The organism is bacterium (assembly GCA_035295165.1).
In the GTDB taxonomy this organism is placed as follows: domain Bacteria; phylum Sysuimicrobiota; class Sysuimicrobiia; order Sysuimicrobiales; family Segetimicrobiaceae; genus JAJPIA01.
The window spans coordinates 20,944-43,509 of record DATGJN010000073.1 but is presented as its reverse complement, the minus strand read 5'-3'; the positions used below and the strand labels follow the sequence as shown (position 1 = coordinate 43,509).

Here is a 22,566-nt window from a genome sequence, read left to right as displayed (position 1 = left end):
CACACGCGCGGGGCTAGCGCGCGGGATCGAACTCGAGAATGCTGAGCCCGCGATGCCGGTCGATCGCGAAGACCAGGCCTCGCGAATCCACGGCAATGTCGTTGGTTTGGGGCACGCTTGCGCCCGCCGGCGCCGCGGGGACGTACCATCCCAGCTCGCGGGGCGCGTAGGGATTGGCAATGTCGACCGCGCGCACTCCACCGCTGAACCACGCGAGGAACACCACGTTGTCTTCCCGGATATGCTCCCACGGCTGGTGCGCGCCGAACCGCTTCCCCGCGACCGCGAGCCCGGCCGGATCCACCTGATACGTCGCCACGGGCACCGGCAGGCGTTCGTTGGTAATGTCCAGCACCCACATAAACGCCGGCGGATCCTCCAGCACGTCATCGGTGACGTCCTCGTCGGTGACGACCGCGAACTCCCGGCCGCGGATGCGGTGCGGCACCGGCAGAAACGTGTGCGTCGGCGAATCGTAGGGGGGGCTCCACGCCGCGGCGCCGACCGTCGCGGGACGACGGGGATCGGAGATGTCCACGATGACGGCGCCGGCGCGCCCGCACGCCGCGTACGCCCGATCGCCGCGAGCGAGCGCGAGGTGCATCCAATAGTGCGCTCCGCCCGGCGTCACCTCTCCCCCGGCCGCGTGCTGTCCCGGAAGCCACCAGCGCCCGACAAGCGAAGGGCGTGCGGGGTCAGCAATGTCCACAATCGCGAGGATGTTCGAGACGAAACCCTCCCACTCGGTGGACATGAATACGCGCGGACCCTGCAAGTCGAAGCGATGCACGCCCCGGGCGTGCGTGCGGAAGAACGCGATTTCGCGCGGCCGCGACCGGTCGCCGATATCGTAGATCTTGAGGCCCACCTCTGGCGTGATACCTTCGTCTCCCGCGCCCGCGCCGTACCGCTCATGGTTGACGAGCATCACGTCGCCGAGGACGCGCACCTTGTGGGAGTGCACGGCGTCCGGGACGGGCAGGCGCGCCACGAGCCGGGGCGAAGCGGGATCCGCAACGTCGATGATGCTGGTGCCATGGGGCGGCGCCATATGCCCCACATACGCATAGCGCCCCTCCACGATGACCTGACCGCCCCCCGGGCAGTCCAGATACCCGATCTGTGTAAACCCGTTCACCCGACCTGCGTGGCCCGTCATGCGCGCCTCCCGTTGGCCGTCGCGTCCGACGCGTGGACGTCCCGGTGGTCTTCAGCGCGGCGCGCCGCTCCCCTCCGCACAATCGGCGCTCCGGCCGCGCCGACGCCGCTGAGGAGGCGCGGCCCGTCGACGGCAGGGACAGACCCACGTCTGCAGAAGGTGCGCGGTGCGGCGCCGGCAATCGGTGCCGCACGGGGGGACCGCATATGGTGACGCGCTGCTGGTGGGCGGCGGGCGATCCGCTGTTGACGGCCTACCACGACACCGAGTGGGGCACGCCGGTCCACGATGACCGCGTATTGTTCGAGTTCCTCGTGCTCGAAGGCGCGCAGGCCGGCCTGAGTTGGATCACCATCCTCAGGAAACGCCCGCATTACCGTGCCGCGTTCGAGGAGTTCGATCCGGAGACGGTGGCGCGGTTCGACGCCGCCCGGCGCCGACGGCTCCTCCGCGATCCCGGCCTTGTCCGGAACCGGCTCAAGATCGCCTCGGCGGTGACAAATGCCCGCGCGATCCTCGCCGTGCGTGACGCGTTCGGCAGCTTCGACGCGTACGTATGGCAGTTCGTCGACGGCACGCCGATCCAAAGAACCCGGCGGAGTCCCCGGGACGTTCCCGCCGAGACGGACGAGTCGCGCGCGATGAGCAAGGACATGAAGCGCCGGGGCTTCGCCTTCGTCGGTCCGACGACGTGCTACGCGTTCATGCAAGCGGTCGGCCTCGTCGACGACCACCTGGTGACGTGCTTCCGGCGGATCCGCGGCTGATGGGCGCGGCCGGCGGCCTCCGTGCGCACCTCCACGACCACAACCGCCGCGTGCGGGCGGGATTCCGGACCGGCGGTTGTCGGCGGATCCGGAACGAACGCGGGCGGCGGGGTCTCGCCCGCCGCCCGCGTCTCACCCTGGCGCCGCGCGCTACGGCGTGACGACGACTGTTCCGCGCATGCCCTCCGGAACGTGCACCACGCACCAATAGGTGTACGTCCCGGGCTTGGTAAATTTGAGGCTGTAGGTGGTCGGCCCCGGCGGGGTTACCGGAACCAGGATGCCGGAGTTGTAGAACCCGACGCCCGTATGCGTCGGGCCGCCCGCGGGCGCGAGCACCTTCGGATTGTAGTAGAGATCAGGCGGTCCCTGCGGCTTCGGCGAGGGCACGATGAAGTCGGGGAGCGAGTCCATTCCCGCAAACGTGACCGTGTGGATCTCGTCGGGGTCCGTCATCACCCACTTGACGGTGTCACCGGCCTTGATCGTCAACGTGTCGCTGCCGAACCGGTATAGCGCCAGGCGCTGCGCATAGTTGCCCACCATCGGCGCGGTGTACACGGCCCCGTGTGCGCCCTTGGACGCGGTGGCTCGGGTCGCCGCCCGCAGTTTTGCGCCGGCGGCGAGCGCCTGCGTCCGAGCCTGCGCGGCCAACCGGTCGTAGTCGGCCTGAGTCTTAGGGTACGGCGCTCCCGCGGCCTGGACGACGACGGTCCCCACCTGCGCCGGATGCAACAGGCATTGGTACGTGTACCGGCCGGGCTTGGTAAAGGTCACCGTCCAGCTCTTCCCGAGACCGGACATCAAGCCCGAGCTGGCGAGGCCGGTACCGTTGTAGGCGGGACCCCCTTGTGGAAAGGCCACATTGGACGGGAACCGCAGGCGTCCGTCCTTCTGTGGCTCCTCCAGCGGGAGCGGCTTCGCCCCCGAGAGCAACGTCACCGTGTGGTCCGCGACGGCGGCCATGGTGAAGGTGATCGAGTCGCCGGCGTCGATCGTGATCGACCGCGGAAAGTAGTCTAGCACTTGCACCGCGTGGTCGGGCGAGTCCGCGCCGACCGCCACCTTCCACGTCTTCCCCGGGGCCGCGTTCCCCAATCCGACAAAAAGGCCAATCCCCAGTGCCACCGAGACCAGTGCAGCCGCGATCCTTGCCATCGATTCCCCCCTCTTCGCGCCGCGAGCGGTCCACCGACCGGCGCGAGTCGCACATTTCGCGTGAACGTGAGAACGTAGTGTTCTCACCGGCGGGCGCGAAACCCTGTTCCGGTCCTGACGAACTCGAGGCTCCGGCCTCGTCAACACGCCCGGCCCTGCGCCGGGACGCGTCGGCTGACGCGCCCGTATCCCCAGCCGGACCGGAGGACGCGTCCCACGCGGCGCGAACTTCTCCCTCGGGGTGCCGCCGGTACAGCGCCGAGGAGGAGAGGATCTGCGATGGCCCGACTACAGCACGTGTCGTCGCCGTTCTGGCCAGGGGGGCAGGACGAGGTACGCCAGTTCTACGGCCGCCTGCTCGGTCTCCGCGAGATTCCGGTTCCTGCCACGCTGGATTGGAGTCGCCTCGTCTGGTTCGCCGCCGGCCGCGGCGATCTCGAGCTGCATTTCTTCGAGGGCACGCCCGATCCGACGCATCGCCGCCACCTGTCACTCGCGGTGGACGACCTCGAGGACGTGCACCGCCGGCTCGAGACAGCCGGGCACGCGCCGCTTGCCGCGCCGCCGATTCACAACCGGCCTCGGTTTTTCTGCCGGGACCCGTTTGGGAACCTGATCGAATTCACGACGATCTTGGGCAGCTACGACGGGTGATCCCGGCCGGCTGCGCGGCGGTCACCGCGGGAAAGCGGCCAAGGGCCGCGTCGTCAGTGGTTGACCGCGTTCGGCGGGCAGGCGGCGCAGTCGAGCGGAACCGGTGAAACAAGGGTGACGGGTGGCCGAGGCTTCGCCGGCCCGATCTCATAGGTGGTCGGGCGCCAGTGTCGGGGGAACGTGAGGTGGATCGACGCCCGGGTGCGCGCCGAAGTGGACGCACCCAGACCGTTCGGCGTTGACGTGTGGACACGCGGCGTCGCCGGGTGAACGCCCGACGCGGGAGCAGAAGCGGCGCCGCGGCCCTCCGCGCCGGTTCCGCTCGCACCGCCGGATCTCTGCGCGGGTACCGATGGCGGGGCGGAAACCGGCCCGTGGGCTCCGCCGGCCGAGCGAGGCGAGACCTGCGAGTGTCCCGCCGGTGCCACCAGGCCGCCCGGGAGGCCGTTGCGCCCCACATACGCCAACCCGGCGGCGAGCACGGCGATCGTCGCGCCGGCCGCAACGAACAGGGCGATAGGCTTCCTGCCAGGATCCATCATACCGTCCTCACTCCGCGCACCCCCAAGACGCACGAGCCGAACGGTGCAGCGGCCACACTCGCGTTCCTCCGTTGATTATTCCCCGATTCCGCCCGCGTCGTCAAACGTCCGCGAGGCGCCGCCCGGTTCCCGGCGGCGCGCCGGACCACTCGCCGAGGACGCCGCGGCCGTGCGGGGGTGATCGGCTCGCGCGCCTCGAATCGGTAGCGTGCCATGGAGTCGCTGACCGACCGCGCGCGCGCCGCCGGCGTGAGCCTCGTCCGGATCGCATACTGCGACAACGCCAACCTCATCCGGGCGAAGACCGTCCCGCTCGACGGACTTGAGGATGTCCTCCGGTGGGGCGTGGGGTTCAGCGTCGCCCAGCAGGCGCTCCCCATGATGAGGGACACGGTCCTGGCCGCGAGTGGCCTCACCGCGGCGGGCGAGGCGTGGCTCATTCCCGATCCGGCGACGTTCACGCCGCTTCCGTACAGTGCCGGATGCGCGACGATGCTGGGCGACTTCGTGACGATGTCCGACGCGCCGTGGGAGCAGTGCCCGCGCGCGTGTCTCAAGCGCGCCGTAGCGGCGGCCGCCGCCGACGGGATCGAGATCCAGGCGGCGTTCGAACCGGAGTTCTATCTGTTCCGGCCGACCGGCGCAGGCTACGAGCCCGTGGACCGCACCAACTTCGCCATGACGGTCGCGCACGATCAGGCGCACGACACGGTGCGGGACCTGATCGACACGCTCAACACGATGCGGCTCGGGGTCGGCCTGCTCTATCCCGAGTCCGGCCCGGGTCAATTTGAGATCTCGATCCACCACGCAGCCCCGGTCGCCGCCGCCGACCGTCACGTGCTGCTGCGCGACGCGGTGCGCGGCGTCGCGCTCCGCCACGGCACGGTGGCGTCGTTCGCGCCGAAGCCGGTGCCGGACGCGGCCGGCAGCGGGTGCCACCTGCACCTCAGCCTGTGGCGGGGTGGGCGCAATGCGCTGTATGACGAACGCGATCCTGCGTACCTCTCGCGGGACGGCAACGCCTGGGTCGGGGGCCTGCTCCACCACCTGCCGGGCCTGTGCGCGCTGACCACGCCCTCCGTGAACTCCTACGCGCGTCTGCGCCCCCGCACGTGGGCCGGTGCATTCGCCTGCTGGGGCGTGGACCACCGGGAGGCGGCCGTCCGAATCGTATCGCCGCGGCGCGGTCCCACCTCGTTCAACCTGGAGCTTAAGACCGCGGACGGCAGCGCGAACCCGTACTTAGCGCTCGCCGGCGTCATCGCGGCCGGACTCGACGGCCTTCGCCGGGAATTGCCGCCCGGCGCTCCCGTCACGGGAGATCCGGCGGACCTGCCCGAAGCCGAGCGCGCCGCGCGGGGCATTCGCGCATTGCCGCGCACCCTCGGCGAGGCCGTGGACGCGCTCCTGGACGATCCCGTGCTGCTGGACGCGCTCGGGGCCCCGCTCGCCCGCTCCTACATCGCCGTCCGGCGCGGCGAATGGGACGGGCTGCGGGACTTGCCCGACGACACCCAGGTGCAGGCGCACCTCCTGAAGTACTGAGGCGACCGGTGCGGTGATGGACGACCCCTTCGCCCATATTCCCCTCCTGGACCAGCACGCCCACTCTCTGCTGCTCCGGCAACCCGCCACGCCGCGCGAGTTCCGCGCCTGTTTCACCGAGAGCGACGCCGCCGAGATCATCGAACGACACGTGCCGTGGAGCCTCTTCTACCGACGGGCGCTGCGCGATCTGGCGACGTTCTTCGGGTGTGCCCCGACTGAGGACGCGGTGTTCGCCGCCCGGGCGGGGTGGCCACTCGACCGGCTCGTCCGCAAGATGCTCGCGGACGCCGGCATCGCGGGCATCCTGGTCGATCTCGGGCTGCGCGTGCAGGAGCACTACGACCTCGAAGGCCTGCGGGCCCTCCTCCCTTGCCCGGCGTTTCCCGTGCTTCGGCTGGAGACGCTCGCGGAGCGCCTCGTCCCTGGGGCGACGACGTGGCGCGACTTTCAAGATCGGTTCGTCGCGGCGGTGGAGGCCGCCGCCGAGGCGGACCTGTGGGCGTTCAAGACGATCATCGCGTACCGGACCGGGCTCGCGATCGACCTGTGGGATCAGGACGCCCGCGAGACGGCGTTCAGCGAGACGCGCGCCGCGTTCCTGGCGGGCCGCCCGCGCCTGCAGTCCAAACCGCTTCTGGACACCCTCCTGAGACGCGCCCTCGAGGTGGCCGCGCGACGGCGCCTGCCCGTGCAGATCCACGCCGGGTTCGGAGATCGCGACCTCGACCTGCGCCTCGTGAACCCCGTATGGCTGCGGCCGATCATCGAGGAGCCCGCGTTCCGTGGCGCCCCGCTCGTACTCCTCCACAGCCACCCGTACGTCCGCGAGGCGGCGTGGCTGGCTGCGGTCTACCCGCACGTGCACGTGGATCTCTCCCTGACCATCCCGTTTCTCGCGCACGGCGCCGCGGACGCGATCGCCGATGCGCTCGCGATGGCGCCGGCCACAAAGATCCTGCTGGCCACGGACGCGTTCTCGATCCCGGAGCTGTTCTGGCTGGGCGCCCGCCACGCGCGGCAGGCGCTCGATGTCGCGGCGCAGGCGGTCGAGGCGCGCGGCTACCTCCCGCGGGCGGACCGCGACGCGCTGGCGCGGCTGCTGCTCCACGACAACGCGGCCGCGCTCTACGGAATCGGGTCGCACGGTTCGCGCTAACCGTCCGAGCGATCCCAACAGTGTCGCTCGCATCGGGCGCCCGGCGCACGAACTCGCGGGTGGGATGAATTCCGATGCGGCCGTCGTATGGAGAATGGGGCGTCGCCGAACAGCGCCGCGACGGCCTGACACGACGGAGGGTGGACCGATGGAGCACGCACAAGGACACGAGGTCATCACGCTCGCGGGAGGCTGCTTCTGGTGCACCGAGGCGGTGTTCTCGGAGCTGCGGGGTGTCGAGAAGGTGGAATCGGGATACTCAGGCGGGACGAGGCCGAACCCGACGTATGAGCAGGTGTGCAGCGGTGCGACCGGCCACGCAGAGGTCGTCCAGGTGACGTTCGATCCTTCCGTGATCTCCCTCAAAGAGATCCTGGAGGTTTTTTTCACCACGCACGATCCCACGACGTTAAACCGGCAAGGTGGGGACGTCGGAACGCAGTACCGGTCGGCGGTCTTTTACCACACACCGGAGCAAAAGGCAGTGGCCGAGCAGGTGATCCGGGAGATCACCGTGGCGAAGCTGTGGCCGAAGCCGATCGTAACCGAGATCACGCCGTTTGCAACATTCTACAAAGCCGAGGCCTACCATCAGGAGTACTACGCGAACAACGGCGGCCAGCCGTACTGCCGCGCGGTCATCGCGCCCAAGCTGGCCAAGTTCCGGCAACACTATCGCGAGAAGCTGGTTCGCGCCGCGACGTAGTACCGGTCAGCACACTCGCGTTCGTCGCGACATACGGGGCTGACCCCGCTCTGTATGCCCTTCGTGTAGGGGCTCCGCGTCCGCGACAACCGCATCGCAGAGGTGCGGGAATACGTCAGCCCGATGGGTCGATCCGAGGTGCTCGACCGCTGACCCGGCGCGGGCCGCGTCGACATCGGCCGGGACCGACGTCGGACCCCGTGCGTCCCGCGCTAGCCGCCCCAGGTCTCCCGCAGCACGCGCACCCAGTTGCCGTGGAGCAGCTTGCGCAGGTCCTCACCCTGGTATCCGCGATCCTGGAAGCCCCGCACCAACGCCGGCAGCCCCGCCGCGTCCCGAAGTTCCTCCGGCATGGTGGCGCCGTCGAAATCGGACCCCAGCGCGACATGGTCGATCCCCATTCGCTTAACCATGTACTCGATGTGATCCACCATGGTGGCGATCGGTGTGTTCACGTCCCGCCCGCCGTCCTTGCGCAGGAACCCGACGTGGAAATTCAACCCGGCGACGCCCCGGGAGTCGCGGATCGCGTCGAGTTGCCGGTCGGTGAGGTTTCGCGGGGTCGGCGACAGCGCGTGCGCATTGGAGTGTGTCGCCACGAGCGGGGCGTCGCTCAGCTTCGCGACGTCCCAGAACCCCTGCTCGTTCAGGTGCGAGAGATCGATCATCACCTTCCGCACGTTGAGCTGGCGGACGAGCGCCTTGCCGGCGTCGTTGAGGCCCGGCCCGAGGTCGGGCGAACTGGGAAATTTAAACGGCACGCCCTGACAGTACCGGTTGCGCCGGCTGTGCGTGAGACCAACGGACCGGAGCCCCGCCGCGTAGAACGTCTCGAGCGCACGCCCCTCCGGATCGAGCGGCTCCGCGCCCTCGAAGTGCAGCAACATCGAGAAGATCCCGTGATCCAAATTGTGCTGCAACTCGGACGCGGTGCGGACGACCTTGACCTGTCCCCCGGACCCTTCGGCGACCCGGAGCAACCGCCCGAAGAGATCCACCGCCATCGACTGCGCGTATCCGAGGGACATCGGCTCGGGCCACGTGCGCTCGTCGCCGTAGATGCCGAGCACGGGGTCAAGCCCGCCCGCGCCCGCCCGCTCTTTGTCCGCGATGATGGGATCGCGAATGTAGACCGCGAAAAAGCCGCCGCCGAGGCCGCCGGTGCGCGACCGAGGCAGGTCGATATGCCCCTCCGCGGATCGCTCCAGGAACGATCGCCCCGTCTTTTCGAGGCTGAGCACCGTGTCGTTGTGACCGTCGAAGATCGGTGGGAATGCCGGTGACTGTGCCATGCTCCTTGTCTTCCATCGAGCGCGTTGTTCCCCCTGCTCCCGGATCCTCGCGGCCCATCACAACGCCGGCCGTGGGGCGTACGTCTGACGATCGTACATCCGCGCCTGACATGACCGTGCGCCCCAACGCCGTCTCGGGAGGAAATTCGGCGCGGGGCCAATACCGTACAGACGCGCCTTCTGTTCGCGCAGACATGTGTTCCCGCCGCTCGGGGAGTGGGCAGATGTGGGCAAGGGTCGAAGAGCGCGGCGGATCCGTGCAAGGGAGGGGCAGCCATGATCGACTACGTCCGGAAGATTCTCACGGGCCAATTCGGGGCGTCGCTGTGCATGCTCAATGCGTGCATCCAGAAGTGTCCTGCGACGCATTGGGACGGCAGAATCGCCAAATTCACGTTCTGGACCGTCGCCTACCACACGCTCTGCTTTGTCGATTTGTACCTTTCACCGAACGAAGAGTCATTTCAGCCGCGGGACGGTCTTCATCCCCGAGGGTGGGACGAGTTCCACGCGGAGATTCCGAGCAGACGCTTCGACAAAAGCGAGCTAAGCGCATACGTGGCGATCTGCCGGCAGAAGGCGGTAGCAACGCTTGCCGCCGAAACACGTGAGTCCCTCGAACGCAACTCGGGATTCGCCTGGCTGCCGTTTTCGCGCGGTGAGTTGCACGTGTACAACATCCGCCATGTACAGCATCATGCTGGTCAATTGAGTGCCTATCTGCGGCGCATCGATGAGACGCTCCAGAACCGGACCGCCCTCAAGTGGATCCGGACGGGCTGGGAGTAATCGTCATCGCGCGCTCTCCCGGTGAGGCGGGTCGTTTGTTGAGACAAATGGCGGCCAACGTAGCCTCAAGCAACGAAAGGTCCGGCTGCTATTTGTTCATCAGGCTTCAGATCGCGTCCATACGGACAGCTTGCCGGTTCGCCATCAGCGGCTCTCCTCAGGAACATCCGTCCGCTCCGAACCCTCCCTCGCTCAAGCCGTAGCCACCGCCGAAAACAGGTCGCCTCGCGCCGGAGGGTACCGCGCCGTTACCAGCGAACAGCCCTCCCTCAGGTCGATTCGTCGGGGGGAGGCTGATCACGATGGCCGCTTCGACCGCCGCGCAGGAACCGATCTACTATCCCGAGGACCGCCTGCCCTGGGGGCAGACGGCGCTCATGGGCATCCAGCACGTGATGGCGATGTTCGGCGCCACGGTCGTGGTCCCGCTGATCCTCGGCTTCAACGTCAACACGGTGCTGCTGTTCAGCGGGATCGCGACGCTGCTGTTCCTCGCCATCACGGGCGGCAAGGTACCGAGCTACCTCGGCTCGTCCTTCTCGTTCATCGGCTCCGTGCTCGCGATCCAGGGCGGCGCTGGACACAATCAGCCGCTCGCCTTCGCCGGGATCTTCATCGCGGGCGCCCTCTACTTCGTCGCCGGGTTCGTGGTCCACCGGGCCGGCACCCGGATCATCCGGGCCTTCATGCCGCCCGTCGTGACCGGCGCCGTGGTCGCGGTCATCGGTTTGGCTCTCGCCCCGGTCGCCTGGGGGAGCTATTCGAAGGACCTCGTCACGGCCACGGTGACCATTCTGGCCGCGGTGCTCGCGAGCGTCTACCTGCGGGGATTCCTCCGCCTCCTGCCGATCTTGATCGGGATCGTCGTCGGCTACGTGGTGGCGCTGCTCGATCCCGCGTGCGCGGCGGCCGCGGCCGGCTGCCACGTCAACTGGCAGCTCGTCAGCGGCGCACCCTGGCTCGGCCATCCGAAGTTGAGCTTCCCGCCGCAGTTCACCTGGAAGGCGCTCAGCCTGTTCTGGTTCGTCCCGATTCTGCTGATCGCGGAGAACACCGGCCACGTGTACGCGATCAGCGGCCTGATGAAGCGGGATCTGAGCGGCTTTCTCGGCCGCGCGTTCATGGGCGACGGACTCGGCACGATGTTGAGCGCGCTGTTTGGAGGCACCGGCGAGACGACCTACGCTGAGAACATCGGCGTCATGGGCGTCACGCGGGTGTTCTCGATCTCCGTGTACGCGACCGCGGCGGTCGTCGCGATCCTCCTCGGGTTCATCCCGAAATTTGGCGGCCTCGTGGGCAGCATCCCATTGAGCGTCCTCGGCGGCATCGAGCTCTATCTGTTCGGGTTGATCGCGGCGATCGGCGGCAAGATCTGGGTGGACGGCCGCGTGGATTTCTCGAACCGGGCGAATCTCGCGACCGCGGCGATCCCGTTGATCCTGGCCGCGAGCGGCGCCGACATCAAGGCGGGCGCGTTTGAGATCAACAACCTAGGCCTCGGCGCGCTCGGCGCAATCATCCTGTATCAGTTGCTGCGGCCGGGTTCGGGGATCGAGCGGGACGACGTATACGCGTAACACCGGCGCGCGGGAGGAGGTCTGCCTGTGACAGAGTTCGTGGCGTCGCGCCGCGTGGGGGACGCGGTCGTCACCGTCGTCTCCGAGGGCACGCTCGTGTGGACGCCGCGGTTCTCGATCTCCGATGAGGAACGCCGCCGTGCGATGCCGGACGCGGACGCGGAGGGCAAGGTCAGACTCGGGCTGATCGCGGCGCACCTGCGCGTGGGCGACGCGTCGATCGTGCTGGACCCCGGGTTGGACGATCCCGCGTCCGCGTGGCAGCGCGAGTTCGCCGCAAAGTGGCCCGGCCTCACGCGGTCGCCGGGCCTCGCGGCGGCGCTGGAGCGCATCGGGGAACGGCCCGACGAAGTCTCGCACGTCGTGATCACACACGCGCATGCCGACCACTTCGCGGGGGTCGCCGCCGAACGCGCTGGCGGACTGGTGCCCCGCTTTCCTCGCGCCCGCCACCTCATCGGCCGTCAGGATTGGGACGGCAATCCGGCGCGCCGCGACCCGGCATCGGACCACGTGACGCGCCTCGGGCTGATCGAGCGGCTCGGCCTCCTCGACCCGATCGACGGCGAGCACGAGATCGTCCCGGGGGTCACGCTCGTGCCGACCCCGGGCGAGACACCCGGCCACCTCGCGGTGCGGTTGAGAGCCGCGGGGAAGGAGTTCTACTATCTCGGGGACCTGTTCCATCATCCGTGCGAGGTCGCACGCATCGACTGGGTGCCGCCCAACCGCGACGCCGCGGCGCTGCGCGCCTCGCGCGAACGGATCATCGCCGCCGTGGCCGGACGCCCGACGCTGCTCGTGTTCTCGCACGAACAGTTTCCGGCGTGGGGCCGGATCGTACAGGCCGCGTCCGGCCCGCGCTGGGAACGCGACGCGTAGCGCGGGCGGTCTTCAGTGCCCCTGCGGGGAGGCGGCGCGCAGGCGCGCCAACATCGCGGGCGCAAACGCCGCGGGGCTGCGGCTCTCGACCGCAAGGCACTGCGCGGCCGTGAGGATTCTTGCGAAGCCGATAAACGCGTCCTCCACCCGGTGACGGTGGGCAAACGATGAGGTGTGTCGAGCCAGGGCGAGCAACGCGCCGGCGCGCGTCAGCGCGCGGGTGCGGGGCACCCGCCCCCCAGGCCGCAGAAACACGAACTCTGCCGCCGGAACCGGACCGGCGGCGACGGCGTCCGGCAGCCAGTAGCGGGTGCCTCCCTCGGACGCCACCTCGCGGCCGGGCGGCAGCGTCCCTGCGGCGCGAGCGGTCCACACCTTTACCGCGAGTGGAACCGTAACCGGCACGATCGTTCCCGCCCCCGGATCGAGCAGCGCCAGATCGTCCGAGACGTAGCGCGCCCCGAGGCGTGTGAGCGACGCAATGAGCGACGTTTTTCCCGCGCCGCTTTCGCCGATCACAACGCATCCCCGCCCGTCCACGGAGACAGCTCCCGCGTGGACGAACAGGAGCCGCGTGAGCAATGTCGCCAGCGTGGCGATCGTGTGCCCCACGAGGGTCCCAAGCCAGCCGGAGGAGGGCAACGCGATCGTCCAGAGGGGGCGCATCTCAACGCTGCCGGTCGCGGACCCCAGGTCGGGCGAGATGGCGATTTCGAACGCCGCGGGCGTCTCGCCGTACACGCGCAATCCCGCGAGCACGGTGGCGAGCGTCGTTGCCGCCGACTCCGGACCAGAGATCTGAACGCCCCAGTCGCCGAGCGTGAGGTGGACCGGGGCCGTCACACCCACCGCACGGGCGCGCACGCCCACCGGTCGCCGTGACGAACGACCGCACGGGCGTTGGCGAGACGGCGCAGGATTCCGGCCGCGCGCCGGCCGGCCGACCCTGAGAACGACGTCGCGGGGATGTCACACGCCCGCCAGACCCGCGCCGCGGCGGGATCCAGCAACACGAGTTGTCCCCGGACGAGGTCGAGGAGCACGACCTCGTCGTCAAGCGCCGCAGCCAGAAACGTTACCCGTGCAGGATCGGTCGAATCGTCCTGGTGTGCCGGAGAAACCGGTACGGTCTCCCCGGCGTCGTCACCGCCCGGCATGGGCAGGAGCAAGGGCCGTGACGTCGGCGAGGTCCGCGAACACCACGAGGCGATATGCGGCGCTGTACCACGGCGTGCACGACACGAGCGCAACCTGGTGCTGAAGCATGTCGGGGTCGAGCACATCCGCCCGGTCGGGCGTGACAGTCTCCTGCCGGACCACGTGGTACGCGTAACGCCGACCGTGGTAGTCGAGTTCGATCGAGTCTCCAGGCTGCAGCCTGTTGATCCAGAAGAATGGAGCGCCGTACGTGGTGCGGTGTCCCGCGATGCCCACGAGACCCGGGCGATCGGGCCACCCCGTCCAGGAAATCCGGCCCACGCCATAGCGGCGCAGATGGTCTGGCGTCGCCCCATCAGGCACGTACCGCCGCACACCGAGGCGCGGGATGCTGATCACGAGCGCGTCCGCCGGAGACGTGCGCTCAGTCCCGGTGTCCTTGTCCCATGCGGCGAGGGCGTTGATCTGAGCGCTCCCGGCCCCCAACCCCGTCGTGACCGTCCAGACGCCGGGCAAGAAAACAAGGGTAATGCCTGCGAGCACACAGGCGACGGAGAGGACGCCGAGGAGGCTAGCTTGGAAGCGGCGACTGCGAGTCATCGTCGGGCGCGACCGCACCCGGTCCGAGGACGCGCTTCCGGAGGAACCGCAGGCAGACACCGGTCCAGATCAAGAGCGCGCCGGCCATAAACGGAAGCCACAGGTTCGCCCCTGTAAACGGCAACACGTGGCCGCCGTGAGTCATCGGGCCAGCGACCGCGGCCACCGGCCTGTGCGGGGGCGCGACCGTCCGCGGGCCCTGAGCGAGTACCACCGGGGCTGTCCCCGTAGGCGGCGTAGTCGTCGTGGTTGATGCACCGTCTGTCGCCCCGGTCGTGCCGCTCGTCACTACCGGCGCAACGACCGCGGCGACCGGAGCCGTTGGCTGAGGGGCGTGCGCCAACAGCGGAATTCCAAACAGGAGCGGTAACAGCCCGAGCGCGAGCCAACCAGCGCCACCGCCGCCACCACCACCACCATTACCACCGCCACCGCCACCGCCGCCACCACCACCGCCAGTACCGCCGCCGCCCCCACCGCCACCGCCACCGGACGGTGGCGGCGGGCCGGGGGGTGCGGGCGAAAACGACGTCATGACCCCGAGATCGAATGGGATCGGTTGCACCGTTACCCCGCCACGAAAACCGAACATGTTCTGGTCTCCCGCCATCGCCCTCCCACGCGCTCGTGCCGCGTGGGGTCCCGCCCGGCTGCGGTGGAGCAATTGTATCCTAGGACGGCCGGCGTCCCGATCACCCAAAGGATCAGGTTGTCTCTATCTGTTTGACACTTCCGATCATCCCGTCGATCAATCGGCCGAGACCGGCGCCGCTTGGTATCATTCGATTGTCGCCGCACCGGTCATTCGGTGACCCCAGCGGGCCGGTGGGGCGGCACCGATGATTACGACGCAGAACCTTGGAAAAACCTTCCGCCGACCGCCCTGGGCGATCGTCTCCCGGCCGCGCACCGGCGCTCGCTCGGTCCGCGCTCTCCACGGCGCGACCCTGGAGATTGCGTCTGGTGAAGTCTTCGGTCTCGTGGGGCCCAACGGCGCCGGTAAAACAACGCTTCTAAGAATACTCGCCACCCTCCTGCTTCCCTCGGAAGGAACGGCGCGGGTGAACGGCGCGGACGTGGCGCGCGAGGGACACCGGGTCCGGCGCGCGATCGGACTGGCCGCCGGCGACGATCGCGGATTCTACTGGCGGTTGAGCGGGCTCGAGAACCTGGATTTCTTTGCAGGGTTGCTCGGGTTTCCGGCGTCCGAGGCCCGGCGGCGAGCAGTCGACGCGCTCGAGCGTCTGGATCTGCTCCCGATGGCCCGCGAGCCGGTGGGCCGCTACTCGAGCGGCATGCGCCAGCGCCTCGCGATTGCCAGGGCGCTGCTCGGTAACCCGCCGGTGCTCCTTTTCGACGAGCCGACGCGGAGCCTCGACCCGATGGCCGCCGCGGGATTCCGCACGCTGGCCGCGAAGCTCGCCAGAGAGGAAGGGCGCACCGTGGTCATGGCCACCCACAACCTCGACGAAGCGGAGGCACTGTGCCGCCGGGCCGCGATTCTCGCCGGCGGCACCGTTCGAGAGATCGTCTCGATGGACGGCGCAGGTGGGCTGACGCGGCGCTACCGCGCGCTGCTGGGGGCGACGGAATGACCGCGCCGGTGCTCGCGCTGTTCCGCCGGGACTATCTCCTCGCCAGCACGTCGCGCCTCGCACTCGCATGGCAGATCATGGCGGTCGGGTTCGCCGTGCCCACGTTATACTATCTCGGGCGGCTGATCTACCCGTCGGCGATCCCGTCGCTGCGCGCAGCGGGGGGCGACTACTTCACCTTCGTCGTGCTAGGCGTCTCCACCGCGACGTTCTTTGCCGCAATGATGGGGGCGTGTGCCGCGGCGATCCGCAACGAGCAGCTGGGCGGGACCTTCGAGACCCTGCTCGTCATGCCCACGTCTCTGCCGGTGATGGCACTCGGATCGTCGTTGTGGACGCTCGTGATCGCCGCGGGGCAGGCGCTGTTCTATTTCGTACTGGCGAGTGTGGTGTTTCCGATGCACCTCGCCCACGCGAACCTGGCCGGCGTCGCGGTCGTCGCCGCCGCGACCATCGCGACGTTCATCCCGCTCGGCATGCTGTCCGCGGCGTTTGTGCTGCTGTTCCGGCGCCCCGACGTCCTCACCGGAACACTCGCCAGCATCTCAGTGCTGCTGGCCGGCGTGTTCTACCCGTCGACCGTACTCCCGCCCGTGCTGCAGCGCGCGGCCGAGTTTGTGCCGCTGACGCACGCCCTCCGGGCGTTCCGCCTGGCCGCGATCCGCGGCGACGGACCGGCGGCGCTTCAGGGCGATCTCGGCGCCCTGCTCGTCTTCGCCGCAGTACTCCTGCCGGTCGCGCTGCTGGCGTGCCGGGTGGCGCTCTACGAGGTCCGGCGGTCCGGCGGATTCACCGCATAGTCGCGATGTCCCCGGCCGAGCACGCACTCCTGGACCTCCTCCGCGACGGGCGCCCGGCCACGGTGCTGCCGGACGGCACCTGGGAGACGATCCTGGCTCTCGCGCAACGCGAGGGGATCTCCTCGATCGTATGCGCGCGGGTGCGCGGGGGCGCACCGGCGACCGGCGTGCCGGCGTCCGCGTCCGCGACGCTGACGCGCCAGTACAACGAAGGTGCACAGCGCACCGCCAGGGCCTACGCGGAACTCGAAACGGTCCTGCGGGCGCTTGCGGCCGCCGGGGTCCGCGCGATGTTATTGAAGGGGGCCGCGCTGGCGCGCTTCATCTACGAGGACACGTCGCTCCGACCGTTCACGGATCTCGATCTCCTCGTGCCCGCAGACGAGATCGCCGTGGCCGCCCAGGCGATGCGCGGCGCCGGGTACGCCCCGGGAGGTCCGGAGCGTCGAACCGGCGCGTACGAACACTGCTACTTCGCGCCCTCGTGGCAGCGCCTGCCGGTCGACATCCACTGGCAGTACGCGGAACCGTTCCACGCGATCGACATGGACTACGCGGGGCTGTTTGCTCGGGCGGCGCTCGTGCAGGTGGGACACGAAACGGCATTGCTGCCGTCCCCCGAGGATCTCCTTGTGGCCCTCAGCGTACACGTCGCGCGGGAGACGTGGGAGAGCAAGCCGGTCCTTCGATATCTGTACGACGCCGCAGAGACGATGCGCCGCCACCGCGTCGACTGGGACCGCCTCGTCGCGTGCGCGCGCGCGAGCCGGCATCTCCGGGCGCCGCTCCGGCTGACCCTGCGGGCGGCCCAGGCGCTCCTGGATGCGGACGTTCCGGCGCCGGTGCTCGCGGCGATCCGCCCCCGTCGTGGTCACTCCATCGACCGGCTGGTACAACGCCGCGCCTGGACGACGGTGCTCCGCCGCCCCTCGCCGCTCGAAGCGCTCGTACGGATCGCGGTGATGCGGTGGGCCGACGGGGATGCGTCCCCGCGCTACGCGGCGCTCGTCGCGGATCGGGTCCACGTGCAGTGGGCACGGGCGCGCGCATATGCGCACCGGCGCGCCGCCGGCGCCCGGCGGTTGCGCCATCGCCTGCTGGCACGATAACCGGTCAGCGGCGTGGCGTCGAGGCGGTCGCCGGGCTGTTCCACCACTTGGCCAACGGGTAGGACACGCTGTCGTCGGTGAAGTCCTCGACGACGATTACGCCATCGGAGCCGCCGTCGAGCACGGCGATCCCAACGAGGCGGTACCCCGGGTAGAGGATGTTCGACCGGTGGGGCGCGCTCGCCATGAGCGCATCGTGGGCCTCGGTCACGTCGTCGGCGTACGCGAGGTTTTCCCCGACCACGCGGACCTGGATACCAGCGCCGACGACGCGGTCCCGCGGCGTCTTCCCATCGGGTGAAACGTGCGACAGGGTGCCGCGGGCGAACAGTTCCCGGCCGTACGCGCGCGCGATTCGCTGCAGGGTCTCATGAGGCATCAGCGGCGCGAGTCCCGCGGCGACGCGCGTCTCGTTGAGGAGGTTGAGCACCGTCGTCGCGAGATCCGGGCGGGCCGGCACGGCTTCGAGGTGATACGGCAGCGCGTACGCGACGGGCTCCGTCGTTCCGAGTGCCAGCGGGACCCGTGCACGCGAGGTCTTGAAGGCGAGTGGCGTCGACCACGCAAGCAGTGCCGACAACGCGCACGCAATCAGGAACCAGCCGCGAATGATGATGTACCTCCATTCGGGGCTGGTTCCGGCTCTTCGGCAGCCCGGCCGACTTCGCTAGAAGTCCCGTGGCTTTGCGTCCCCGCCTCGCGACGGGTTTGCCCGTTCGGAAGCCCCGCAGTATGTTTCTATGCCCAGGAAACGGCCGGCCTAGTCTGCTCCGCGTGGATCCACGGTGGACCGTCTACACGCGCGGAGGCAGCGTGCTGTTTCCGTCAGATCGGACGCGTCGAACTCAGCTCCGGCGGTTAGTCGGTCGAAGGGGACGCCCGACCGGGCTTCGCGGCCGGGCCGGTGTCGCTTGGCGGCAAGCCTTCTTTTGTGGGCGCCACGGCATCCGGGGCTTCCTCCGCCGCGATGTCGGGCCGCGGCCACGCGGCCTGCGGCTGGAGGAGGTTCTTCTCGATCGCCCACGCCGCAGCATGCGCGCGGTTCCGCAGACCCAGGCGACGATAAATCGAACGGAGATGGCTCTTCACCGTGGACTCGGACAGAAAGAGCTTGGCCGCGATCTCTTTGTCGGCGAGACCTCGGGCGACTTCCACCAGCACCTCGAGGTCGCGGTCCGTCAGACCGTGGAGACCCCGCCGCACCGGCTCGGTGCCGAATCCGTTGCTGGCGAGTTCCTCAAGCAACTGGCGCGCGACGTTGGTGTTGATCATGGTTCTGCCCTGGTGTACGGCCCGGATCGCGCGGATCATATTCTCCGGCGAGATGTCCTTGAGCACGTATCCCACGGCGCCGGCGGCGATTGCTTTGCGGAACAGCCCCGGCTCGCTGTACACCGTCAAGATCAGCACCTGCGTCGCCGGGCACTGCTGCTTGATCGCGCGCGTCGCCTCGATCCCGTCGCCGCCCGGCATCTTGAGATCCATGAGGACGACGTTGGGATTGAGCTGGGCTGCAAGACGCACCGCCTCGGGGCCGCTCTCGGCCTCCCCGACAACCTCCACGTCCTGGGCGTCCTGCAGCACGACCCGCAGTCCCACACGGGTCAAGCTCTGATCGTCCACGATCAGCAGCCGGATCGTCATCAGATTGCCCCCGTCCCGGGAGAAATAATCACGCGGTGGCGGAGCGACGTACCCGCCGCACCGACGCGCCCGCCCCCTCCGCTAACGGAATGGACGCCCGCACCACCGTGCCCTCGTCCGGAACCCTCCGAATATTCAATGTGCCCCCGAGCAGGCGCATTTGGTCATGCATGAGGGCCAGCCCGAATCCGCCCTCCCGCCGGCCTTCGCCGGCGCGCCCAACTTCGAACCCGCGGCCGTCATCCTTCACCTCGAGCACGACCGCGCGACGCGTGCGCTGCAGGGTGACCCAGATGTGCCGCGCCGCTGCGTGCCGGGCCGCGTTCACCAGCGCCTCGCGCCCCACCTCTGCGAGCCCCGTCACCGTCCCGGACGGCAGGTCGTCGATCGGCCCGATGTCGAGGGAAAGTTCCGCCTCGGTGTGCGCACGAACCTCCTCGAACGCGTCGCGCAGATACGTGGCAAACGTGCCGATCGCGGGACCGGACGCAGGCGAGCGCAGCGCGCCGATGGCCCGGCGCGTAGACTCAAGCGCCGCTTCGGTGCTTGCGATCGTGGCCCGCAACGACTCGCGCGCCTCCGCCATCTCCGGCGGCAAGTGCCGGTCCATGGCCCGAAACAGCGCGAGCGCCGTCGCGAGACACTGCGCCGGTCCGTTGTGAATCTGAAAGGCGACCTGCAGCAGCTTCTCCTCGGCGTCGCTCGGGACGTCGGGCGGACTTGCGTCCGTCATCGCTTTGCTCAATCGCTTCACATCGCTCAATGCATTCACAGGGAGACCATGGATGCGCTCGGCTCGCACGCGACTACGTCCCATTATGACATACCCGTTTTGCGTATCATCCTGACCACGCGTTGACGAACTTTTGGCGGGTGAAACGCTCACCGACGTGGACGGGTGTCATCGGGGTGATATCCTCCGAGCGCATCGGAAGAATGATCCTCTGGGCCCTACCGGCGGGTTCCCGGAACGGCGGGCATCGCACAAGCGATATCGCGGACGGGTCATCAACTGAAGGTGACCTGACTCTCTAACCGCGACCTCGGATTGCCAACCTGCGATGTTTCGGCGGGCACATTATAGCATAGACCGGAACGATGCGTGAAATTCTCTTGAATGTTTAACCCCGCGCGATTATATCTGCACGGTATCACCCGTCGAATGATCAGTAACATTCGCTCGAAGCTTCTCCTCCGTCCGATCACATATTTATGAAGGAAACCAAACATTTGTTCGCATCCAAATGTGCGGAAGTTCCTCCAAAAAACCTCCCAGGACTCTTCTTCAGGACGTGGGGAGTCGGGTGCAGGTGCGCCAATCGCTCCTTCATCAGGAGCAGGAGCGTCCAAACGACAATGGGGCAAAGGATGGTTCCAGTGGAGAGTAGCCGGACGACATCAAAAGTTCGCGTGCTCGTGGTCGACGACACGACCCTGATGCGTCAGGGAATCAAGAGCTTTCTCGAGAAGCGCAGCACGATCGAGTTCGTCGGGGAAGCGTCGAGCGCCGAGGAAGCGACGGAACTGGCCGCTACGCTCGAGCCGGACGTGATCCTGCTCGATCAGGACATGCCCGGCCTCGACAGCATCGAGGCGATCAAGCTGATCAAGGCGCGCCACCCGAAGTCCGAGATCATCGTGCTGGCGGAGGGGGCGGATGACGAAAAGCCGTTCCGCACCCTGGAGGCCGGCGCGACCGGCTACGTGTTGAAGGATATCACACCCGAGAACCTCGCCCGGGCGGTGGAAGGCGTCTGCAACGGCCGGACGCTGATCCACCCGCATGTCACCCGGCAACTCGTCGAGCGGTTCCGCACCCTCGCGCGCGAACAGACGAAGACGGACGGGACGCACCTCGGCGGGCTCACGACGCGCGAGTTCGAGATTCTGCTCGAGATGACCAAGGGCGCGACCGATCGGGAGATCGCGAACAAAATCTTCGTGAGCACCACCACGGTCAAGAGCCACATTCGGTCGATCTTCAGGAAGATCGGCGCACGCAACCGCACTCAGGCCGTTGTGTACGTCCTCAAGAACCGACTGATCACCTAGCGCGGCAGATCGAGCAGGGGTCGAGTCAGCGAACGGCAGCACCCACGCCCACGCTGGCAGAACGGGGGGGGACGATGGCGGAACGACACGTTAAGCTGAGCGAGAAAAACGGCGGTCTCCAGCATCCGCGGTGGCCGATCGGTTCGGCGTTCGCGTACCAGTCGTCCATCTGGCGTGTTCAGGGACTCTACCTTGCAGCGACATCGTCTGGGAGCCGGGAGTTGTGGTGGATCCTGGACGAGCAGAAACCAGAGGTTTCGGACCTCGACAGCGGAGGCGAATAGTGATGGAACGGATTCTCGGAATGCTTCGACGGAACGCCACGGTGGGATTGGCCGTCGCCGTAGTGTTGCTGGGTGCCGTCGGCCAGGCGGCGCCCGCGCCGGTGTATCAAGGACCGCCTCCGCCGCAGCAGCCCGGCGCCCCGGCCGCAGGGCAACAACCGAGCGCACCGCCTCCCGGGCAGCCGGCCACGCAGACGCCGGCGATCGGTGGGGGCGCCGTGCCAACCACAGGACCGGATCAGCAATACACGGTGCAGCCGGGGGACGTGCTGCAGATCGCGGTCGTCGGCGAATCCGAAGTCAGCGGCTCCGTCACGGTCAGCCAGGACGGCTCGATCATGGTGCCGATGGTGGGTCGGATTCCAGCCGGCGGGGCGACGCTTCCGCAGCTGACCGACCGCGTGACCCAGGCGCTGAAAACGTACATCCGGGATCCGCAGGTGGCGATCACGATCACCCAGACGGCCACGCGGCAGCAGTTCGTCTATCTGCTCGGGCAGGTCGTGCGCCCCGGCGCGTATCAGATCGGGGACGGCCTGACGATCGCGGCCGTGATCGCCGCGGCCGGCGGCCCGACCCCGAGCGCCGCGCTGCCGCGCGCGTTCGTTCTGCGTAAGACCCAGACGATCCCGGTGGATCTCCAGCAACTGCTGATCGATGGGAACACGCAGGCCAACATGGTGATTCAACCCGGCGACGTCATCATCGTCCCCGAAGGCCGAGACCGTGTGGTGCTGATGGGCGCCGTCGTCCGGCCGGGCCCGTACATCATCAGTCCGGGAGACCGTCTTGTGGATCTGCTGTCGGCCGCGGGCGGCATGACGCAGACCGCGAAGATCAACGACGTTGGCGTGGTCCGTCAAGCGGTACCGGCCCCTACGTCGGCGACGAAGCCGACCGTCACCGAGGTCGATCTCACCAAGTTCTATAAGAGCGGGGATATGACCCAGAACCTGGAGCTCCACTCCGGCGACATCGTCTACGTGCCGGACCAGGGGCAGCACGTCGTCTGGAACGCCTTCCTGAACTCGCTCGGGAGCATGGGCTGGCTGTTCCTCCTCGTGCACTGAGTCAATCCGGGTCCGCGG

Annotated in this window: 24 protein-coding genes and 1 riboswitch; of the genes, 14 read left to right on the top strand and 10 right to left on the bottom strand. The window is 68.5% G+C overall.

The annotated features are described in order from the left end of the window. Positions 1 to 13: 13 nt before the first annotated feature. The gene (locus VKZ50_11595) at positions 14 to 1,159 is read right to left on the bottom strand and encodes a hypothetical protein (GenBank protein ID HLJ60363.1); all 1,146 of its coding nucleotides are present in this window, start codon (positions 1,157 to 1,159) and stop codon (positions 14 to 16) included. A 206-nt stretch (positions 1,160 to 1,365) separates the two neighbouring features. Between VKZ50_11595 and VKZ50_11590 the strand changes: the two genes are divergently transcribed. After that, entirely contained in the window at positions 1,366 to 1,926 is a 561-nt protein-coding gene (locus VKZ50_11590; protein ID HLJ60362.1) for a DNA-3-methyladenine glycosylase I, read from the top strand. A 150-nt stretch (positions 1,927 to 2,076) separates the two neighbouring features. Here VKZ50_11590 and VKZ50_11585 read toward each other — a convergent pair whose 3' ends face one another. Then, on the bottom strand, positions 2,077 to 3,084 hold the full coding sequence (locus VKZ50_11585) for a plastocyanin/azurin family copper-binding protein (protein ID HLJ60361.1): 1,008 nt from the start codon (positions 3,082 to 3,084) through the stop codon (positions 2,077 to 2,079). A gap of 279 nt (positions 3,085 to 3,363) precedes the next feature. Between VKZ50_11585 and VKZ50_11580 the strand changes: the two genes are divergently transcribed. From VKZ50_11580 to msrA, 4 genes are all read left to right on the top strand, one after another. Beyond that, a complete protein-coding gene (locus VKZ50_11580; GenBank protein HLJ60360.1) occupies positions 3,364 to 3,738 on the top strand; it encodes a VOC family protein in 375 nt (124 codons plus the stop codon). A 755-nt stretch (positions 3,739 to 4,493) separates the two neighbouring features. Continuing rightward, positions 4,494 to 5,828, top strand: a complete 1,335-nt coding sequence (locus tag VKZ50_11575; protein HLJ60359.1) for a glutamine synthetase family protein — start codon at positions 4,494 to 4,496, stop codon at positions 5,826 to 5,828. A 16-nt stretch (positions 5,829 to 5,844) separates the two neighbouring features. Continuing rightward, positions 5,845 to 6,987, top strand: a complete 1,143-nt coding sequence (locus VKZ50_11570; GenBank protein HLJ60358.1) for an amidohydrolase family protein — start codon at positions 5,845 to 5,847, stop codon at positions 6,985 to 6,987. A 148-nt stretch (positions 6,988 to 7,135) separates the two neighbouring features. Further along, a complete protein-coding gene (gene msrA, locus VKZ50_11565) occupies positions 7,136 to 7,693 on the top strand; it encodes a peptide-methionine (S)-S-oxide reductase MsrA (GenBank protein HLJ60357.1) in 558 nt (185 codons plus the stop codon). Between the two features lie 212 nt (positions 7,694 to 7,905). Here msrA and VKZ50_11560 read toward each other — a convergent pair whose 3' ends face one another. Beyond that, entirely contained in the window at positions 7,906 to 8,985 is a 1,080-nt protein-coding gene (locus VKZ50_11560) for a dipeptidase (protein HLJ60356.1), read from the bottom strand. 276 nt (positions 8,986 to 9,261) lie between these two features. Here VKZ50_11560 and VKZ50_11555 point away from each other — a divergent pair, with 276 nt between their 5' ends. From VKZ50_11555 to VKZ50_11545, 3 genes are all read left to right on the top strand, one after another. Then, positions 9,262 to 9,774 carry a DinB family protein gene (locus tag VKZ50_11555; protein ID HLJ60355.1) on the top strand — a complete coding sequence of 171 codons (513 nt, stop codon included), beginning with the start codon at positions 9,262 to 9,264 and terminating at the stop codon, positions 9,772 to 9,774. Positions 9,775 to 10,076: 302 nt separating this feature from the next. Then, a complete protein-coding gene (locus VKZ50_11550; GenBank protein HLJ60354.1) occupies positions 10,077 to 11,354 on the top strand; it encodes a solute carrier family 23 protein in 1,278 nt (425 codons plus the stop codon). Positions 11,355 to 11,381: 27 nt separating this feature from the next. After that, positions 11,382 to 12,236 (top strand): MBL fold metallo-hydrolase, encoded by an 855-nt coding sequence (locus tag VKZ50_11545; GenBank protein HLJ60353.1) that lies wholly within the window; start codon positions 11,382 to 11,384, stop codon positions 12,234 to 12,236. 12 nt (positions 12,237 to 12,248) lie between these two features. On the opposite strand, the gene VKZ50_11540 is transcribed toward VKZ50_11545, so the two are convergent. Genes VKZ50_11540 through VKZ50_11525 form a run of 4 tightly spaced genes read right to left on the bottom strand, consistent with a single transcriptional unit; the run spans position 12,249 to position 14,604 of the window. After that, positions 12,249 to 13,079 (bottom strand): hypothetical protein, encoded by an 831-nt coding sequence (locus VKZ50_11540; GenBank protein ID HLJ60352.1) that lies wholly within the window; start codon positions 13,077 to 13,079, stop codon positions 12,249 to 12,251. Next, positions 13,076 to 13,393 carry a hypothetical protein gene (locus VKZ50_11535; GenBank protein ID HLJ60351.1) on the bottom strand — a complete coding sequence of 106 codons (318 nt, stop codon included), beginning with the start codon at positions 13,391 to 13,393 and terminating at the stop codon, positions 13,076 to 13,078. Before VKZ50_11535 ends, VKZ50_11540 begins: the two co-directional genes overlap by 4 nt. Beyond that, positions 13,380 to 13,994 (bottom strand): class E sortase, encoded by a 615-nt coding sequence (locus VKZ50_11530; GenBank protein ID HLJ60350.1) that lies wholly within the window; start codon positions 13,992 to 13,994, stop codon positions 13,380 to 13,382. The genes VKZ50_11535 and VKZ50_11530 overlap by 14 nt, the downstream gene beginning before the upstream one ends. Continuing rightward, the gene (locus VKZ50_11525; protein HLJ60349.1) at positions 13,966 to 14,604 is read right to left on the bottom strand and encodes a hypothetical protein; all 639 of its coding nucleotides are present in this window, start codon (positions 14,602 to 14,604) and stop codon (positions 13,966 to 13,968) included. The genes VKZ50_11530 and VKZ50_11525 overlap by 29 nt, the downstream gene beginning before the upstream one ends. A gap of 229 nt (positions 14,605 to 14,833) precedes the next feature. Here VKZ50_11525 and VKZ50_11520 point away from each other — a divergent pair, with 229 nt between their 5' ends. Genes VKZ50_11520 through VKZ50_11510 form a run of 3 tightly spaced genes read left to right on the top strand, consistent with a single transcriptional unit; the run spans position 14,834 to position 17,498 of the window. Then, positions 14,834 to 15,589, top strand: coding sequence for an ABC transporter ATP-binding protein (locus VKZ50_11520; protein ID HLJ60348.1), 756 nt, complete (start codon positions 14,834 to 14,836; stop codon positions 15,587 to 15,589). Beyond that, positions 15,586 to 16,389, top strand: coding sequence for an ABC transporter permease (locus VKZ50_11515; protein HLJ60347.1), 804 nt, complete (start codon positions 15,586 to 15,588; stop codon positions 16,387 to 16,389). The genes VKZ50_11520 and VKZ50_11515 overlap by 4 nt, the downstream gene beginning before the upstream one ends. 5 nt (positions 16,390 to 16,394) lie before the next feature. Beyond that, positions 16,395 to 17,498 (top strand): nucleotidyltransferase family protein, encoded by a 1,104-nt coding sequence (locus VKZ50_11510; GenBank protein HLJ60346.1) that lies wholly within the window; start codon positions 16,395 to 16,397, stop codon positions 17,496 to 17,498. A gap of 4 nt (positions 17,499 to 17,502) precedes the next feature. Here the strand turns inward: VKZ50_11510 and VKZ50_11505 are convergent, their stop codons facing one another. The 3 genes from VKZ50_11505 to VKZ50_11495 form a co-directional block, all read right to left on the bottom strand. Beyond that, positions 17,503 to 18,078 carry a CAP domain-containing protein gene (locus VKZ50_11505; protein HLJ60345.1) on the bottom strand — a complete coding sequence of 192 codons (576 nt, stop codon included), beginning with the start codon at positions 18,076 to 18,078 and terminating at the stop codon, positions 17,503 to 17,505. 65 nt (positions 18,079 to 18,143) lie between these two features. Beyond that, a riboswitch (cyclic di-GMP riboswitch) is annotated at positions 18,144 to 18,221 on the bottom strand. 135 nt (positions 18,222 to 18,356) lie between these two features. Next, the gene (locus VKZ50_11500) at positions 18,357 to 19,142 is read right to left on the bottom strand and encodes a response regulator transcription factor (protein HLJ60344.1); all 786 of its coding nucleotides are present in this window, start codon (positions 19,140 to 19,142) and stop codon (positions 18,357 to 18,359) included. A gap of 28 nt (positions 19,143 to 19,170) precedes the next feature. After that, positions 19,171 to 19,875, bottom strand: coding sequence for an ATP-binding protein (locus VKZ50_11495; protein ID HLJ60343.1), 705 nt, complete (start codon positions 19,873 to 19,875; stop codon positions 19,171 to 19,173). Between the two features lie 644 nt (positions 19,876 to 20,519). Between VKZ50_11495 and VKZ50_11490 the strand changes: the two genes are divergently transcribed. The 3 genes from VKZ50_11490 (at position 20,520) to VKZ50_11480 (ending at position 22,548) form a co-directional block, all read left to right on the top strand. After that, positions 20,520 to 21,194, top strand: a complete 675-nt coding sequence (locus tag VKZ50_11490; GenBank protein ID HLJ60342.1) for a response regulator transcription factor — start codon at positions 20,520 to 20,522, stop codon at positions 21,192 to 21,194. Positions 21,195 to 21,268: 74 nt separating this feature from the next. Next, entirely contained in the window at positions 21,269 to 21,478 is a 210-nt protein-coding gene (locus VKZ50_11485; protein HLJ60341.1) for a hypothetical protein, read from the top strand. A 2-nt stretch (positions 21,479 to 21,480) separates the two neighbouring features. Beyond that, positions 21,481 to 22,548: a polysaccharide biosynthesis/export family protein gene (locus VKZ50_11480; GenBank protein HLJ60340.1), complete on the top strand. Its 1,068-nt coding sequence runs from the start codon at positions 21,481 to 21,483 to the stop codon at positions 22,546 to 22,548. Positions 22,549 to 22,566: the final 18 nt, after the last annotated feature.

Coding starts and splice junctions, on each gene's coding strand:
- VKZ50_11510 (HLJ60346.1), top strand. CDS start 16,395: ATGTCCCCGGCCGAGCACGCACTCCTGGACCTCCTCCGCGACGGGCGC.
- VKZ50_11480 (HLJ60340.1), top strand. CDS start 21,481: ATGGAACGGATTCTCGGAATGCTTCGACGGAACGCCACGGTGGGATTG.
- VKZ50_11520 (HLJ60348.1), top strand. CDS start 14,834: ATGATTACGACGCAGAACCTTGGAAAAACCTTCCGCCGACCGCCCTGG.
- msrA (HLJ60357.1), top strand. CDS start 7,136: ATGGAGCACGCACAAGGACACGAGGTCATCACGCTCGCGGGAGGCTGC.
- VKZ50_11535 (HLJ60351.1), bottom strand. CDS start 13,393: ATGCCGGGCGGTGACGACGCCGGGGAGACCGTACCGGTTTCTCCGGCA.
- VKZ50_11560 (HLJ60356.1), bottom strand. CDS start 8,985: ATGGCACAGTCACCGGCATTCCCACCGATCTTCGACGGTCACAACGAC.
- VKZ50_11550 (HLJ60354.1), top strand. CDS start 10,077: ATGGCCGCTTCGACCGCCGCGCAGGAACCGATCTACTATCCCGAGGAC.
- VKZ50_11485 (HLJ60341.1), top strand. CDS start 21,269: ATGGCGGAACGACACGTTAAGCTGAGCGAGAAAAACGGCGGTCTCCAG.
- VKZ50_11525 (HLJ60349.1), bottom strand. CDS start 14,604: ATGGCGGGAGACCAGAACATGTTCGGTTTTCGTGGCGGGGTAACGGTG.
- VKZ50_11580 (HLJ60360.1), top strand. CDS start 3,364: ATGGCCCGACTACAGCACGTGTCGTCGCCGTTCTGGCCAGGGGGGCAG.
- VKZ50_11570 (HLJ60358.1), top strand. CDS start 5,845: ATGGACGACCCCTTCGCCCATATTCCCCTCCTGGACCAGCACGCCCAC.
- VKZ50_11495 (HLJ60343.1), bottom strand. CDS start 19,875: ATGACGGACGCAAGTCCGCCCGACGTCCCGAGCGACGCCGAGGAGAAG.
- VKZ50_11530 (HLJ60350.1), bottom strand. CDS start 13,994: ATGACTCGCAGTCGCCGCTTCCAAGCTAGCCTCCTCGGCGTCCTCTCC.
- VKZ50_11500 (HLJ60344.1), bottom strand. CDS start 19,142: ATGACGATCCGGCTGCTGATCGTGGACGATCAGAGCTTGACCCGTGTG.
- VKZ50_11585 (HLJ60361.1), bottom strand. CDS start 3,084: ATGGCAAGGATCGCGGCTGCACTGGTCTCGGTGGCACTGGGGATTGGC.
- VKZ50_11590 (HLJ60362.1), top strand. CDS start 1,366: ATGGTGACGCGCTGCTGGTGGGCGGCGGGCGATCCGCTGTTGACGGCC.
- VKZ50_11515 (HLJ60347.1), top strand. CDS start 15,586: ATGACCGCGCCGGTGCTCGCGCTGTTCCGCCGGGACTATCTCCTCGCC.
- VKZ50_11595 (HLJ60363.1), bottom strand. CDS start 1,159: ATGACGGGCCACGCAGGTCGGGTGAACGGGTTTACACAGATCGGGTAT.
- VKZ50_11555 (HLJ60355.1), top strand. CDS start 9,262: ATGATCGACTACGTCCGGAAGATTCTCACGGGCCAATTCGGGGCGTCG.
- VKZ50_11575 (HLJ60359.1), top strand. CDS start 4,494: ATGGAGTCGCTGACCGACCGCGCGCGCGCCGCCGGCGTGAGCCTCGTC.